At 34.2% G+C, this 15203-nt stretch carries 13 protein-coding genes; all 13 read left to right on the forward strand.

Annotation, left to right across the window (positions count from 1 at the left end; all coding sequences use genetic code 11):
* The first annotated feature begins 143 nt into the window (after nt 1-143).
* Nucleotides 144-2024 (forward strand): peptide ABC transporter substrate-binding protein, encoded by a 1881-nt coding sequence (locus tag HNR33_RS06020; RefSeq protein WP_429081209.1) that lies wholly within the window; start codon nt 144-146, stop codon nt 2022-2024.
* Between the two features lie 131 nt (nt 2025-2155).
* Complete coding sequence (locus tag HNR33_RS06025; protein ID WP_429081212.1) at nt 2156-3100, forward strand: ABC transporter permease; 945 nt, start codon at nt 2156-2158, stop codon at nt 3098-3100.
* The gene (locus HNR33_RS06030; protein WP_429081215.1) at nt 3100-4068 is read left to right on the forward strand and encodes an ABC transporter permease; all 969 of its coding nucleotides are present in this window, start codon (nt 3100-3102) and stop codon (nt 4066-4068) included. The genes HNR33_RS06025 and HNR33_RS06030 overlap by 1 nt, the downstream gene beginning before the upstream one ends.
* A gap of 11 nt (nt 4069-4079) precedes the next feature.
* Nucleotides 4080-5129: an ABC transporter ATP-binding protein gene (locus HNR33_RS06035; protein ID WP_429081218.1), complete on the forward strand. Its 1050-nt coding sequence runs from the start codon at nt 4080-4082 to the stop codon at nt 5127-5129.
* The gene (locus HNR33_RS06040) at nt 5122-6078 is read left to right on the forward strand and encodes an ATP-binding cassette domain-containing protein (RefSeq protein ID WP_429081221.1); all 957 of its coding nucleotides are present in this window, start codon (nt 5122-5124) and stop codon (nt 6076-6078) included. The genes HNR33_RS06035 and HNR33_RS06040 overlap by 8 nt, the downstream gene beginning before the upstream one ends.
* Before the next feature lie 70 nt (nt 6079-6148).
* Nucleotides 6149-7153 carry a C39 family peptidase gene (locus HNR33_RS06045; RefSeq protein WP_429081224.1) on the forward strand — a complete coding sequence of 335 codons (1005 nt, stop codon included), beginning with the start codon at nt 6149-6151 and terminating at the stop codon, nt 7151-7153.
* 38 nt (nt 7154-7191) lie between these two features.
* Entirely contained in the window at nt 7192-8124 is a 933-nt protein-coding gene (locus HNR33_RS06050; protein WP_429081226.1) for a S66 peptidase family protein, read from the forward strand.
* 22 nt (nt 8125-8146) lie between these two features.
* Nucleotides 8147-8968, forward strand: a complete 822-nt coding sequence (locus tag HNR33_RS06055; protein WP_429081228.1) for a M55 family metallopeptidase — start codon at nt 8147-8149, stop codon at nt 8966-8968.
* Nucleotides 8969-9028: 60 nt separating this feature from the next.
* A complete protein-coding gene (locus tag HNR33_RS06060; protein WP_429081231.1) occupies nt 9029-9808 on the forward strand; it encodes a serine hydrolase in 780 nt (259 codons plus the stop codon).
* A 42-nt stretch (nt 9809-9850) separates the two neighbouring features.
* Nucleotides 9851-10678 (forward strand): NlpC/P60 family protein, encoded by an 828-nt coding sequence (locus tag HNR33_RS06065; RefSeq protein ID WP_429081233.1) that lies wholly within the window; start codon nt 9851-9853, stop codon nt 10676-10678.
* A gap of 448 nt (nt 10679-11126) precedes the next feature.
* A complete protein-coding gene (locus tag HNR33_RS06070) occupies nt 11127-12410 on the forward strand; it encodes an aconitase X (RefSeq protein ID WP_429081236.1) in 1284 nt (427 codons plus the stop codon).
* 17 nt (nt 12411-12427) lie between these two features.
* Nucleotides 12428-12871, forward strand: a complete 444-nt coding sequence (locus HNR33_RS06075) for an aconitase X swivel domain-containing protein (RefSeq protein ID WP_429081238.1) — start codon at nt 12428-12430, stop codon at nt 12869-12871.
* Between the two features lie 15 nt (nt 12872-12886).
* Nucleotides 12887-15055, forward strand: coding sequence for an oxidoreductase (locus HNR33_RS06080; protein ID WP_429081240.1), 2169 nt, complete (start codon nt 12887-12889; stop codon nt 15053-15055).
* Nucleotides 15056-15203 lie beyond the last annotated feature (148 nt).

The raw sequence follows: 15203 nt of genomic DNA on the forward strand, positions 1-15203 counted from the left end.
GTAGCATTTCTAGTTATTATTTTCATATGTATTGCTGCAGTAAGGTTAATATAAAGAGCCAAAAGGCTTATAAAAAAGAGAAATTAGTACTTACAGTATTTTGTAGGTGACTAGAGGATTAAAAATATTAAAGGAGGGTCAAAATGAAAAAATCAATAGCTTTAATCTTAGCAATATTAATGCTTTTGGCAGGTTGCACGTCTGGGGGGACAAAACAACCAGCAAATGTTGATAACACAACAGACAATGATACTTCATTAGAGGTTAGTGATGTAGTTCAAGAGTATTCATCGGCTTACTCTGGAGAAATCACAACATTAAATTATCTAGAAACAGCTAATACTAATGAATTTGCTTTAGCAGCTAACATGGTAGATACATTAATCGATTATGATAGATATGGAGTTGCACAACCTGCTTTAGCAACTGAATGGAGCGTATCTGATGATGGATTAGTTTGGACATTTAAGTTACGAGAAGGCGTTAAATGGATGACACATGAAGGTAAAGAATATGCAGAAGTTACAGCACAAGACTTTGTAGATGCTATGAGATATGTTTTAGATAGTGGTAATGAATCAAAAACTGCTAATATCGCATATGGGGTTATTAAAAATGGAGAAAAGTTTTATAATGGAGAAATTACAGATTTTGACCAAGTAGGAGTAAAAGCAGTAGATAAATACACACTAGAGTATACTCTTGAGAAGCCTACACCATATTTCCTATCAATGCTTACATATGTATGCTTCTTTCCTGCAAATGGACAGTTTTTAAGCGAAGTAGGCGATAGGTTTGGTACAGATAATGTTAATTTCTTATACAATGGTGCTTATGTGATGGAAACATTTGAACCACAGACCAGAAGAGTCCTTGTTGCAAATGAAAATTACTGGGATAAAGAAAATGTATTTATTAAGAAAATAAATTATGTTTACAACAAAGAAGCAGCAACTTTAGCTCCAGAGTTATTTTTACGTGGAGAAATTGACTATACAGATGTGCCTTCAACAGTTATTGATGAGTGGATGAAGGATTCTGAGAAAAAGGCTATGGTACGTCCTAACAGAACAACTTTCTATACTTATTTTTACGCATTTAACTTTGATCCAAAGTTTCCAGAGGAATATAACCCAGATAATTGGAAAGTAGTAGTAAACAATCTAAATTTTCGTAAATCTATGTTCCATGCATTAGACAGAAAGGCTGCTATGCTAACTGCAGAGCCGTATAATCCGGAAAAGAGGCTTTTAAACACTTTAACACCAAAGAACTTTGTTGATTTAGAAGGTGTAGATTATACTCAGCTTGGCAAACTAGCTGACTTTTCAAATAATGACTCTTTTGATTCAAAAAAGGCCTTAGAATATAAAGAAAAAGCTTTATCTGAACTACAAGGAAAAGCCACTTTCCCAGTTAAAGTGTTAATGCCTTATAACTCCGGCATGACCGAGTGGGCAAACCGTGCACAGGTAATAGAGCAACAGCTTGAAAATCTATTAGGAACAGACTACATTGATGTAATTATTGAGCCTAAACCACCTACTGGATTCTTAAAGGAAGTTAGGCGTTCTGGAATGTATGCATTCCTTGAATGTAACTGGGGCCCAGACTATGCTGACCCTGAAACATATACAGATCCATTTGCTCCAGATGGTACTTATAACTGGCCTCACATGGCGGAAGGATATAAGGAAGCTAATGGAAAGAACACTTATGAAAATATGGTAAATGCTGCTAAGTCCGAGGTTGTAGATATTGAAAAACGTTATAATTTGTTTGTTGAAGCTGAAGCATTCTTTATAGATCAATCATTTGTTATTCCTTATGCTGTTGGTGGAGGCGGATACTCAGCTTCTAGATTAAATCCATTTGAATCACCATATTCGCCATTTGGTGTATCCAGTGAAAGATTCAAAGGTCAAAAGATTATGGCAAAGCCTATGAATACAGAGGAATTCAACCAAGGGCTTGCTAATTGGGAAAAAGAACGTGCAGAAGCATTAAAGGCAGCTAAAAACTAAGAGAATAAGGTTAAATAGTCTATAAAGGCTAATATAAAACTAAAGCCTGCAAAAGCAATTCTATTATATGCAGGCTTTATGTTTTATGATTGTATTTTATTGTTTTGACTGATGAGAAAAGGGGGAGAGAGATGTTAAAGTATTCTATAAAGAGATTATTGCAGTCTTTAATTACATTATTTATCATCATTACAGTAGTGTTTCTTCTCATGAGACTTATGCCAGAAGAAGGGTATTTTGGACAAGGATATGAAAAGCTTGACGAAGCACAAAAAGAAGCCATTTTGACAAACATGGGGCTTAGAGATCCTTTACATATCCAGTTAGGAAACTTCTATAAAAAATTATTATCTGGAGATTTGGGAGAATCAATAATATATAGACCTAAAGTACCTATAACCGAGATTCTTAAAACAAAAATTCCTTACTCGTTATATTTTGGTTTAGCCGCTATAGCTATATCCTTGATTCTTGGTATTCCTTTAGGTATAACTATGGCTCGAAGCAAAAGTAAGCTTTGGGACAAACTCGGTACAGGGTACATCGTATTTATTAACGCTGTTCCAGCAGCAGTGTATTTCTTATTTTTACAATTATATGTCACTGATATTTTTAAACTACCGATTTTGTTTAAGCCTGATAAGCCTGTAAGCTGGATTTTACCAGCAATATCTATGGCACTAGGGAGTATTGCGTATTATGCAATGTGGATGAGACGTTATATGGTAGATGAAATAAATAAAGATTATATCAGATTAGCAAGAGCAAAGGGATTGAGAAGTAAAGCGATTATGGTAAAGCATGTATTTCGTAATGCATTCGTACCTATGGCTCAGTATTTGCCTTCCGCAATATTATTTACAATAGCTGGTTCTATATACATTGAGTCATTGTATTCAATTCCAGGTATGGGTGGATTGCTTGTAGATGTTATACAAAGACAAGACAACTCATTAGTGCAGGCATTAGTGCTTATATATTCATCTATTGGAATAATAGGATTATTCCTAGGGGATATACTTATGGCTATATTTGATCCACGTATTAATTTGCAGAAAAAGGGGGGCGCTAGATAATGAGCAGCAAGGTAATGGATAAGTTATCTGATGGAATAAATGAAAATTTATTTGAATTTGCAAAATATGATGACAAAGAAGCTGAGCGTGCAGGCTATTCAAACTATTCTTATTGGCGTTCTACCTGGCAAGTGTTTATGAAAAACAGAGTAGCTGTGTTTCTTTTAGTAGTAATGACTACTATTCTAGTATTTACAATAATTCAACCATATTTACCAAGTCAAAAATCCCCTACTCAAATTTATATTGATGAAAATACAAAAATGCAGCTTAGAAATCATAAGCCTGATGCTGAGTTTTGGTTTGGAACAAACTCTATTGGTCAAGACCTTTGGTCTCGTATATGGAGTGGTACACGAACTTCGTTATTTATAGGGATAGTAGTTGGGCTTTGGGAAGCTGTGATAGGTATTATGATTGGAGCATTATGGGGGTATGTAAGATGGTTAGATCGGCCAATTACTGAAGTCTATAATGTCATAGAAAATGTTCCTAAAACTATCATATTAGTACTTCTAACATATATAATGCGTCCTGGTTTATCAACTATGATTTTTGCCATGTGTTTGACAGGATGGATAGGAATGGCACGTTTTGTACGTAATCTCATAGTGATTATTAGAGATAGAGAGTATAATTTAGCATCAAAATGTCTTGGTACTCCAACTAGAAGAATTATAACCAAAAACTTACTTCCATATTTAGTTTCAGTTATTATGTTGAGATTGGCTTTATCTATTCCGCAGACAATAGGATATGAGGTATTCCTAACATATATTGGAATTGGATTGCCAGTAAGCATTCCATCACTAGGGAATCTAATTAATGAAGGAAGAGCTCTTATGATGGTTCCTTCATTACGCTATCAGTTAATTTTCCCTTCAATAGTTATTTCTATCATTACAATATCTTTCTACGTAATGGGGAATGCTTTTTCAGATGCTGCTGATCCAAGAAATCATGTTTAGGAGGTGTAATTATGGCAGGACCAAAAATTATATTATCAGCAAAAGATTTAGTAGTTAAGTTCATGTTACGTGGTAAGGTTTTGACTGCAATACGAGAAGCATCTTTAGATCTTTATGAAGGAGAGAGCTTAGCCATAGTTGGAGAATCTGGATCGGGAAAATCTGTTTTTACCAAGACCTTTATGGGACTTTTAGATGGAAATGGATGGATAGATTCTGGTAGTATTATTTATGAAGGAGAGGATATAGCAAAGTTCAAAACTGAAAATGATTGGATTAGAATTCGAGGCAAAAAGATTGCTATGGTTTTTCAAGACCCAATGACTTCATTAAACCCGCTAAAGACTATTGGTAAGCAAGTTCAAGAGGCTGTTGAACTTCATCAAGGACTAAAAAAAGAAGAAGCAAAGAAGGTTGTAATAGAAATATTGAGAGATGTAGGCATACCTGAGCCAGAAAGAAGATATAAACAATATCCTCATGAATTTTCAGGAGGAATGAGGCAGAGAGTTGTTATAGCCATAGCAGTAGCTTGCAAGCCTAAGGTGCTTATTTGTGATGAACCTACTACTGCTCTTGATGTAACAATACAAGCTCAAATACTTGGGTTGCTGAAGAATCTTAAAAAGAAATATAGTCTTACTACTATATATATTACACACGATTTAGGTGTTGTGGCTAATGTTGCGGATAGAATAGCTGTAATGTATGCGGGAGATATTGTAGAAATAGGTAATTGTGAGGAAGTATTCTACAATGGACAGCATCCTTATACGTGGGCACTTCTTTCATCACTACCACAGCTTGGTGTTAAGGGAGAGCCTCTACATTCAATCAAAGGCACACCTCCAAACTTATTCTATGAAGTAAAAGGAGATGCATTTGCGCCACGTAATCCAAGGGCTTTAAAAATAGATTTTGTTGAAAGACCGCCATACTTTGATGTTAGTCCTACACATAAGGCTAAGACCTGGTTACTAGATCCTCGTGCACCAAAGGTAGACCCACCAGAGTCAATAAAAATACTTCGTCAGCAATGGGGGTTGAGTAAAAATGCGTAATAATCAAAGAGAGATTTTATTAGAAGTTAAGAACTTACGTGTAGAATTCGGTAAAATTAAAAGAAACAAATTTGTTGCAGTAAATAATGTTAGCTTCCATATCTATAAAGGAGAAACCTTTGGATTAGTGGGAGAATCAGGCTCGGGAAAGACTACTATAGGAAGAGCTATTATACGATTAAATGAAACAGCTGGTGGAGAAATAATCTTTAATGGGAAAAAAATAAATGGAAAAATAGATAAAGAAATGGATAAAGAGGTAACTAGAAAAATTCAGATGATATTTCAAGACCCGATGGCTTCGCTTAATGAAAGAGCGAAAGTAGATTATATAGTATCTGAAGGGCTGTACAATCTTAAAAACTATAAAGATGAAGAAGATAGAAAACACAAAGTACAAAAGGCTTTATTAGATGTTGGATTGCTCCCTGAGTTTTTAAGTCGGTTTCCACACGAATTCTCAGGTGGTCAAAGACAGAGAATAGGGATTGCAAGAGCTGTAGTTATGGAACCAGAGCTAATCATTGCTGACGAGCCAATATCTGCTTTAGATGTTTCTATTCGTGCACAGGTTTTAAATTTATTATCTGAGCTTCAGAAAAAGAAGGGGTTAACTTATTTATTCATAGCTCATGATTTATCAGTTGTTCGATTTATAACTGACAGAGTAGCAGTAATACACAAAGGGAAAATAGTAGAGCTTGCAGAGACAGAGAAACTTTTCAGAAACCCGCTTCATCCTTATACACGTTCACTCCTTTCAGCTATTCCATTGCCTGATCCAAGGCAAGAGAAGGAAAAAATACTGGAGATATATGATCCAAGCTGTCATGACTATACCAACGATCCTCCTAAATGGATTGAGATAGAGCCAGAACATTTTATATTAGGAAATAAAAAAGAATTAAATGAATATCGAGAGATGTTGAGTCAACAGCAAATAATATAAATTTAATAAAAATTATTATCAAAGAAATTTGTATGAAAAATGTTTTGCTGTCTTTATGGGGGTGTTATTTTTGGAAGATAGGTTATTTATAAATAAAGGCGAAGATTTTGAATTAGATTTACAAGAAAACATTGAGCTAAATGAAAGACATGAATTAGTCCTATTAGAAAATAAGCTTCAGGGAAGCTATGTGTCGCCTATAATCAACTCAAACAAGTTCAAAGATTTAGTTTATTCTTGGAATGCAGAAACACCTGATGGAACCGAGATAGAATTTTCTATTCAAGTTATAAAAGATGACATATGGTCAAAATGGTTTTCGTATGGAAAGTGGTCGTCTAACGGTAATAGAGGAAGTATAAAAGGCCAGAGCGATGATATTGCCAGTATGGATATTGATACACTTACGATATTTGGAGAAGAAGGGGCTAGAGGATTTAGATACAAGATTGAGATAACAAGAGACAGAATAGATACTGAAAGTCCTATAGTAAAAGGTGTGTGGGTTGCTTTAAATCTTATTGAAAAAATATCACCGGCCTTAGATGAAAGTAAAAATTGGATAGTGGAATTAGACGTACCAGTTAGGTCGCAAATGGTTATACCTAATATAGGTAATATAATATGTAGCCCAACGTCGGTATCAATGGTTATGGAATATTATGGTCAGAAAATTGATACTGAAGAAGTAGCAGATAGTGTACTCGATAATGGCGCAGAAATCTATGGAAACTGGTCATATAATGTTGCATATGCAGGTTCTAAAGGATTTACAGCATATGTAGACCGTTTTTCTTCAGTAGATGATATTAAAGATAAAATTTCAGATGGCATACCTGTTATTGCATCAATAAGGACTAAAACACAAAAAGAATTGCATGGTTCTCCTTCAGCTTATCCAAGTGGACACTTATTAGTTGTTAGAGGATTTACAGTTAAAAATGGAGAGGAATATATTATTGTTAATGATCCAGCTGCACCAGATCATGATACTGTTCGCAGAGAATATAAGCTATCAGAATTTGAAAATTCATGGAGCAATATAGTATATATCTTAACTTTAGATTCAAAATAGCTTCTAGTATATCGTAACGACAGGGGAGTGAACATTAAATGATAAAACCTAAACCACTAAAAAATGGAGACACTATAGGGCTAATTGGTCCATCGAGCCCAACTCCTTTTGAAAGAATTGAACCATCGATAGAAAGAATCAAAGAACTTGGGTTTAATGTAGTTGTCGGAGAGAGCTGCTATGGTGTTCACGGCTACTTATCTGGAAAAGATGAGGTTAGAGCTAAAGATGTAAATGAGATGTTTAGAAACAAGAACATAGATGGAGTGTGGTGTATAAGAGGAGGATATGGTACACCTAGGATTTTAGATATGCTTGATTATGATTTGATACGACAGAATCCCAAGGTATTTATAGGATACAGTGACATTACAGCATTGCATATTTCAATAAATCAAGAATGTGAGTTAGTGACATTTCATGGTCCTATGGTTTCAACAGAACTATATCGGGGGATTGACGACTTTACACGGGATTACTTAATTAAAAATATTATGGGACATAAATCATTGGGACTGATTACTAATCCAAAAAATATAGACATAAAGACTCTAGTATCAGGAAAATGTGAAGGAAAAATAGTAGGAGGGAATCTATCTTTAGTAGCATCTACCATTGGGACCCCCTTTGAAATAGACACGAAAGGTAAGATACTATTCCTTGAAGATGTAGATGAAGAGCCGTATAGAATAGATAGAATGCTTACACAGCTCAAGCTGGCAGGTAAGTTAGATGATGCTGAGGGTTTCATACTTGGAGATTGGAACAACTGCGTATCTGAAGAACCAAACAAGAGTTTAACTCTGTTTGAAATATTTAATGAGTTGATTGTGCCAATTGGAAAGCCTACAATATATAACTTTATGGCAGGACATTGCGATCCTATGATTACACTGCCATTTGGGGTAAACTCTAAGCTTGATGCAGATAATAAAAAGCTTTTTATAGATGAATCAGCTACTAATAATTAGAGAAAAAGGAGGGTGTCTTTAAATGAAGATATTTATTTCTGTGGATATGGAAGGCATATGGGGATTAGTTTCATCTGAACATGTATCAAGTAGTTCAAAGGAATACAGTAGAACAAGAAAACTAATGATACAAGAAGCAAATTGGGCTATAGAGGAAGCCTTTAAAAATGGAGCAACAGAGGTAGTTGTCAATGACTCTCATGATGATATGGACAATCTGATAATAGAAGAGTTAGATCCAAGAGCTCAACTGATAAGTGGAGGTCCTAAGCCTTTAAGTATGATGCAGGGAATAGACGATACATTTGATGGTGTCATATATATTGGCTATCATTCAAGAGCAGGCACTGTAAATGGAGTATTTAATCATACATATTCAGGAAAAACAATAGCTAATATAACTATTAATGAGAAGAAAATGGGTGAATGTGGCATAAATTCTGGAGTTGCAGGATATTATGGTGTCCCTATACTCGCAATATCAGGAGACAATATGGTTTCTGCTCAGGCCATTGTAGAAGTAGGTGATATGGAAACGATAGTTGTTAAAAAAGCAATATCAAGATATTGTGCGCATAACTTATCTAGGAATATGGTAAGAGAACTTTATAAAACTAAACTTGAAAATGCGTTTAAGAATATAAAACAAAGTCCAATACTCAAGTATGATGGTAAGATAACAATGGACATTGAGTTCAATAGAGAAGTTATGGCAGAAAATGCAATGCTTTTACCAGAGGCTTCAAGAGTTGATGAAAAAACTATTAGAATAGAATCTGATGATTATTTAAAGCTGTTCATGATGTTTAGAGCATGTCTTAATCTAGGGGGGGCGATTTCGTGATGTTCATTTTGGGAGGATCTTCCCCCTCCCTTTTTTTCATTATAAAAAGGTGGTGATTAGATGCTTAAGGATAAAATTATGAATGAGTTACATGATACTAGAGCGAAAGTTTCAATTGTGCTAAAAGACTTAACAAGAAATGAATGGATTATTAAGATAGATGAAAACAGACGATTCCCTTCTGCTAGTACAATAAAAGTATTAATTATGATAGAAGCGTTGAAGCAGGTTCAAGAAGATATTTTTACACTAGAGCATAAGGTCAAAGTTAGAGAAATAGATAGAGTAGATTTTAGCATTATTACTGAATTGAACATAAACGAATACACTTTTAAAGATTTATTAACTCTTATGATAATAACCAGTGATAATACAGCTACAAATGTATTGATAAACTTACTTGGTTATGAAAATATAAACCACATGGCTCGTACACTTGGATTGACTAATACAGTATTAAAAAGAAAAATGATGGACTTTGAAGCAGCAAAACTGGGCAGACAAAACGAAACAAGTGCGATTGATATGGCACAGATCATGGAAAGTATATATAGTAAATCGATTCTTACTCCAGAGTTGTGTGAAATAATGATTGATATTTTATCAAGGCAGAAACACAATGATATGCTGCCTAGATATATTACAGAAGAAATAGTTATCGCTCATAAACCAGGTGAGCTTGACCGATTAAATCACGATGTTGGGATTTTTTATTTAGATAATGTTCATTACATGTTAGGGGTATTTGTTACAGATGTACAGCATAATCTAGAGGCTAAAAGGATTATAGGAAGAATTTCTAAGATAGTATATGACTATTATATAGAAGAGAATATGTAGATAGTATTGAAATTTGAATATGAACAAAATGAGGTGATAATAATGGATAGGAGTATATATGAATGGGGAATAGTCAATAAAACTGTAGCTCCAATAAATCTTCATCCGAAATTTGAAAGTGAAATGGCTGATGAGGGCATTTTTGGAATGGTCGTTAGAATTCTAGAAGATGTAGGAGATGGCTGGTATCGTATAAAAACGCACTACAATTATAGTGGATACATGCATGAATCAAATATGATTATGGATGATAAAAAAGCAGATGAATGGAAGAATAAAGCTAAAGATGTGATTACTCATTCAATCGTAGATGTATTAGCAGAACCCAAATATCAAAGTTATACTATTGAACTACTAACGAGAGGTGCAGTGGTATATAAAACAGGAAATGAAAAAGATGAATGGATAGAGATTGAATTGCCAAATAATAATAGAACGGGTTGGGTGCGTAGTCCATTTGTAGGCAAGATAATGACAGCAGCTAACAAGAGTAATGAAGATGAATTAAGAAAAAATTTGGTAAATACAGCATTATCTTATATAGGAACTCAGTATAGATGGGGAGGAAGAAGTCCGCTTGGTATAGATTGTTCAGGACTCTGCTCAATATCATATTTATTAAACGGAGTCATAATATACAGAGATGCAGTACTTAAGGATGAATACATGAGAGAGATAAGTATAGACAATATAAAACCTGCAGATCTTTTATTTTCTCCAGGACATGTAGCCATGTATATAGGTGACGATAAGTTTGTGCACTCAAGTGGAAGTATTAGTGGTGTGAAGATTAATAGCTTAAACCCTAACCACTCTGACTATAGAGAAGATTTAGCAAAAACAATAAAGGGTGTAGGTACAATATTTTAAGCCAAAAGCTAAAGACAAGCCAAGGGGACGTTTTATTTGTCATATTTTCTGAATTAAAATAATTGATAAGTATAGTTATCCTTCATCATACGAAGTTCCAATTCATTAAAGCTACACAGAGCTGAGTAAAGAATGTTTGACTGGCAGCTTAGAAGTAAACCAAAAAATCTATTAGCTAATGAAGTGAAGTCTAGAGATCTCTAGGCTTCATTTTAATATTATTAGTATAAAGTCCAACAGTGTAAAAAAGGTTAAGGTAATTATTCATAACTAAAATTTTGGGCATAAGACATAAATGAATTAAATTATACAAGATATATAGAAGGAAAAGAATAAATATTGTCGAAACATACAAGTATGGTAAATTATTAACAAATTTAGTTATATAAGTTAGCTATATGTTTTAAGATAAAAGAAATATTATTAAAATGAAAAGGGGTGGAATAAAATGCTCAATTACAAAATGGAACTTACAGATGAAGAAAGGGAAATTTTAGAAGGCAAAAGAGGAGAGACCCTAAGAAAAGCTATGGAGTCTGTTGTACTGTATGGAGACACATTTGGGGCAAAGAGACTTATTCCTATTAGTGGGGCTGTTCATTTGGTAACTTCTTTTGGAATACCGATACTTGAACCAGTCTTTGATATGATGGAGGAATTAATAGAGGCAGGATTGAAGACAAAAGAGTCATTTACAGTTGACCCAAGACCACTTGATTACGACAATGTGAAATGTAATCTGCTCCAAAAAATAGTATTTAGAGTCATGTATGGAAAGCAAAAAGACTATGAACTGCAATTGAAAAAGGTTGGACTTAAGAATGATGAGGCGTTTACTTGTACATGTTATATGCCTGAAGTAGGAAATATACCAAGAAAAGGAGATGTCTTATCTTGGGCAGAGTCCTCAGCTGTTGTTTACGCCAATTCTGTTTTAGGTGCCAAGACCAACAGAAACTCTGGAGTAATAGAGCTATTATCAGGAATTATAGGAAAAACACCAGAATTTGGACTATTAACAGACGAGGGTAGAAAAGCTACATGGCGTATAGAATTAAAGACAACAAGACTACCTAATCCTCAGATTTTGGGAAGTGCAATTGGATTAAAGGTTATGGAAGATGTTCCTTTTATCGTTGGATTAGATAAGTTCTTAGGTAATGGAATTAATGATAATACAACTAACTATTTAAAGGATATGGGAGCAGCTAGTGCATCAAATGGGGCTGTTGGACTATATCACATAGAAAATATTACTCCAGAAGCTGTAGAACAGGGGGAGAATCTTCTTGTTGAAAATTATAAAATCTATATAATAGATGACTATGAAATTAAAAGGGTAGTAGAATCTTACCCAGTAATGTGGAAGAATAAAGACTCGAAACCTAAGGTTTGCTTCATAGGATGTCCTCATCTATCTTTAAGCCAAATATATCAATGGACTGAGAAAATTCATGATTCTCTTAAAAAATATGGAAACAGCAAGGTAAGCATAAGAACTATATTAAGTGCATCACCTGATGTAATTAGTAAATTTAAAGAAGATAGAGCAAGCTATGAAAAACTTATTAATACAGGAGCCACAATAACAGGAATATGCCCATTAATGTATATGAATAATCCTATATGCTCAAAGCAACCTGTTATCACAAATTCTAATAAATTGAGAACCTATACTACTGCTAGATTTTATGTAGATGAGGAAGTACTAGAAATTATTACTAAGAATTAATAGGGGGTAAGGGATAGATGGAAAAGATATTTAAAGGAAGACCTGTATTACCAGGAAATATCGAAGGGGAGGCAGTAGTTACCCATCAAGGATTAAATATTTTAGCTACTTTTCAGAAAAGTGCGTTAAGAAAGGCAAAGAAAGTTATTAGCTCTGATCAAAATAATAAAGAGCTGTATAATAAAGAGCTAACTGGTAAGATTATATGTCTACCAAAAACTATTGGTTCTACTACAGGAGGTATGGTATTAGAGTCAATAACAAAGCTTGGAATAGGCCCTAAAGCTATGCTTTTTTCTGAACACATTGATTCTCTTGCAGCTGCAGGTGTAATATTAGCCGATGTATGGGTTAATGAAAGAATAGTAACAATCGACCAGCTTGGAGATGAATTTCTTCAATATGTAAAAGATGGACAAACTATAGAGATTAGAGAAGATGGTTCAGTTGTAATTAAATAATAAGGGGGGAAAGAAATGGAGTATAATAATATATTTCAACCAGGAAATATAGGTAAGTGTAAGACAAAAAATAGAATTATAATGGCTCCAATGGGTAATATCAATATGGCAGACCCTATAGGTAGACCTCTATCTAAAATGATAGATTATTTTACTGAAAGAGCAAAGGGAGGAACAGGAATTCTAATTACAGGACTTATACCTGTATCGCAAGGAATTGATCCTACTGTTTCAGAAGACAATGACACAACGTATTTTCCAAGGATTGACAGTTCATCTAGAACCAGGCTATCAGGCTGGAGAGACTTAGCTTCTGCCGTTCATTCCTATGATTCAAAAATCTTTATACAGCTTACAGCAGGTCTTGGAAGAGTTGGTTCACCAGAAGTAGCTCTTAAAGGGAAAATATTAAAATCAGCATCATTGAATAAAAACTTTTATGTTCCCCAATTGCCTCACATTCCATATACGGATATGGGTATAAAGAAAATCGTAAAAAGTTTTGGACAAAGTGCAGTTAATGCTAAAGTATCGGGAATTGATGGTGTTCAATTACATGGGCATGAAGGATATCTTATGGACCAATTAACCTCAGCTCCGTGGAATAGAAGAAAATTTGGTAGGTATAAAAATAAATTTCAATTTGCTATTGATGTAGTTCATGAAATAAAGGAAAGATGTGGAAAAGATTTTCCTATAATCTATAGACTGGACCTTACTCAAGCCTTGAGAGAATCTTATGGAGATGAAATATTTAAGAATAGATTTAAAGGTATGGAAAGGACTATAGAGGAAGGGCTGGAAATGTGTAAAGCTTTGGCAGCAACAGGAGTAGATGCTTTTGACGTTGACAAGGGTTGCTACGATAACTGGTTTTATCCTCACCCACCAGCATATTTTGACGATATTCCATATGTAGAAGAAATGGCTGGTAGACTTAAAGCATATTTTGATAAGGAAAACATTCAATCTAAAGTAATTGCAGTTGGAAAAATGGGAAACCCTAGTAAGGCTCAAGAAGTATTAGAAAAAAACTGGGCTGATTTCATTATGCTGGGAAGACCTTTACTAGCCGATCCATACTGGCCTCAGAAAGTAAAGGAAGGAAGAACTAAGGAGATAATCCACTGTATAGGTGATCAAGAAGGATGTATTCAATCATTCATTTTAGGTGGACATCCTTGCTGTACAGTTAATCCTTATACAGGGTTCGAGGATACTAAGAAGGTAGAAAAAGCAAGCAAAGTTAAAAATGTTGCAATAATAGGAGCAGGACCAGGAGGATGTGAAGCAGCAAAAATTCTAGTTCATAGAGGGCATAAGGTTACTTTATATGAGAAAGAAGATAAGGCAGGCGGACAATTAATTGCTGGAAGCAAGCCTAAAATCAAGCATGATGTTGCAAAGTACATAGAAAACCTCCAATATCAAATGGAATTACTTGAAAAAAAAGGTTTAAAAATAAATTATAATAATGAAGTTAATGTTGAAGAACTGAAGGGAAAATATGATGTGATAATTTGTAGCAACGGACTTAAACCATTTATACCTAATATAGAAGGTAGTAATAATATCAAAAGTATTGAATCGAGAGATTTTTTAAATAATAATATGGAGTTACCACAGGATGTTAGAAAGGTAACAATAGTGGGTGGAGGAATTGTAGGGTGTGAAGTTGGATATGCTCTTGCTCATGAAAAAGGAATAGATGTTACTATAGTAGAGATGCTTCCAAATCTTATGACTGGAGTAGTACATGCAAACCGATCAATGCTACTCTGGATGATGATGGGCAAAGGAAGTCCTACAGGTAGAAAAGAAGATGCAATAAAGGAACCTATAACAGCATATGTAGCTTCTAAGGTTGTGAAGTTTAGCGAAGGAAAGGTGGTTATAAAGGCTAATAGAAAAAGAACGAATCCATTTACTCCTTGGACTACATTAGTTCCAGAAAATATTCATAATCCTTTTGACAAAAAGCTTGACCCAAATGATGTTGAAGATATAGCGATAGATACAGATTATGTAATCTTTTCTACTGGAGGGCGAGCTAATGATACTCTGTATTATAAACTTTTAAATGAAAATGCTGCTAATGAAATATATTGTATAGGAGATGCAAGAGAACCAGGTAGAGCATGGGAGGCTATTACATCTGCAAATGAAATTGCTAGATTTATTTAAATAAAAACTATTTAATATTCAGAGGGGGTTTTATCCTCTCTGAATGTTGCAATAACAAATAATATTCAAATTATGCAGGAAATGATAAGATTATGTAGAATTTTACAATTGCGACCATTGGCTGTATTAGTACAAAAATTACAGAATT

It is taken from the genome of Brassicibacter mesophilus (genome assembly GCF_050433385.1).
Taxonomy (GTDB): Bacteria; Bacillota; Clostridia; order Tissierellales; family Proteiniboraceae; genus Brassicibacter; species Brassicibacter mesophilus.

What these genes read in the sequence shown, in the direction of transcription:
- HNR33_RS06025 (WP_429081212.1), top strand. Translation starts at nt 2,156, where the DNA reads ATGTTAAAGTATTCTATAAAGAGATTATTGCAGTCTTTAATTACATTA.
- HNR33_RS06055 (WP_429081228.1), top strand. Translation starts at nt 8,147, where the DNA reads ATGAAGATATTTATTTCTGTGGATATGGAAGGCATATGGGGATTAGTT.
- HNR33_RS06075 (WP_429081238.1), top strand. Translation starts at nt 12,428, where the DNA reads ATGGAAAAGATATTTAAAGGAAGACCTGTATTACCAGGAAATATCGAA.
- HNR33_RS06050 (WP_429081226.1), top strand. Translation starts at nt 7,192, where the DNA reads ATGATAAAACCTAAACCACTAAAAAATGGAGACACTATAGGGCTAATT.
- HNR33_RS06070 (WP_429081236.1), top strand. Translation starts at nt 11,127, where the DNA reads ATGCTCAATTACAAAATGGAACTTACAGATGAAGAAAGGGAAATTTTA.
- HNR33_RS06060 (WP_429081231.1), top strand. Translation starts at nt 9,029, where the DNA reads ATGCTTAAGGATAAAATTATGAATGAGTTACATGATACTAGAGCGAAA.
- HNR33_RS06020 (WP_429081209.1), top strand. Translation starts at nt 144, where the DNA reads ATGAAAAAATCAATAGCTTTAATCTTAGCAATATTAATGCTTTTGGCA.
- HNR33_RS06035 (WP_429081218.1), top strand. Translation starts at nt 4,080, where the DNA reads ATGGCAGGACCAAAAATTATATTATCAGCAAAAGATTTAGTAGTTAAG.
- HNR33_RS06040 (WP_429081221.1), top strand. Translation starts at nt 5,122, where the DNA reads ATGCGTAATAATCAAAGAGAGATTTTATTAGAAGTTAAGAACTTACGT.
- HNR33_RS06065 (WP_429081233.1), top strand. Translation starts at nt 9,851, where the DNA reads ATGGATAGGAGTATATATGAATGGGGAATAGTCAATAAAACTGTAGCT.
- HNR33_RS06080 (WP_429081240.1), top strand. Translation starts at nt 12,887, where the DNA reads ATGGAGTATAATAATATATTTCAACCAGGAAATATAGGTAAGTGTAAG.
- HNR33_RS06030 (WP_429081215.1), top strand. Translation starts at nt 3,100, where the DNA reads ATGAGCAGCAAGGTAATGGATAAGTTATCTGATGGAATAAATGAAAAT.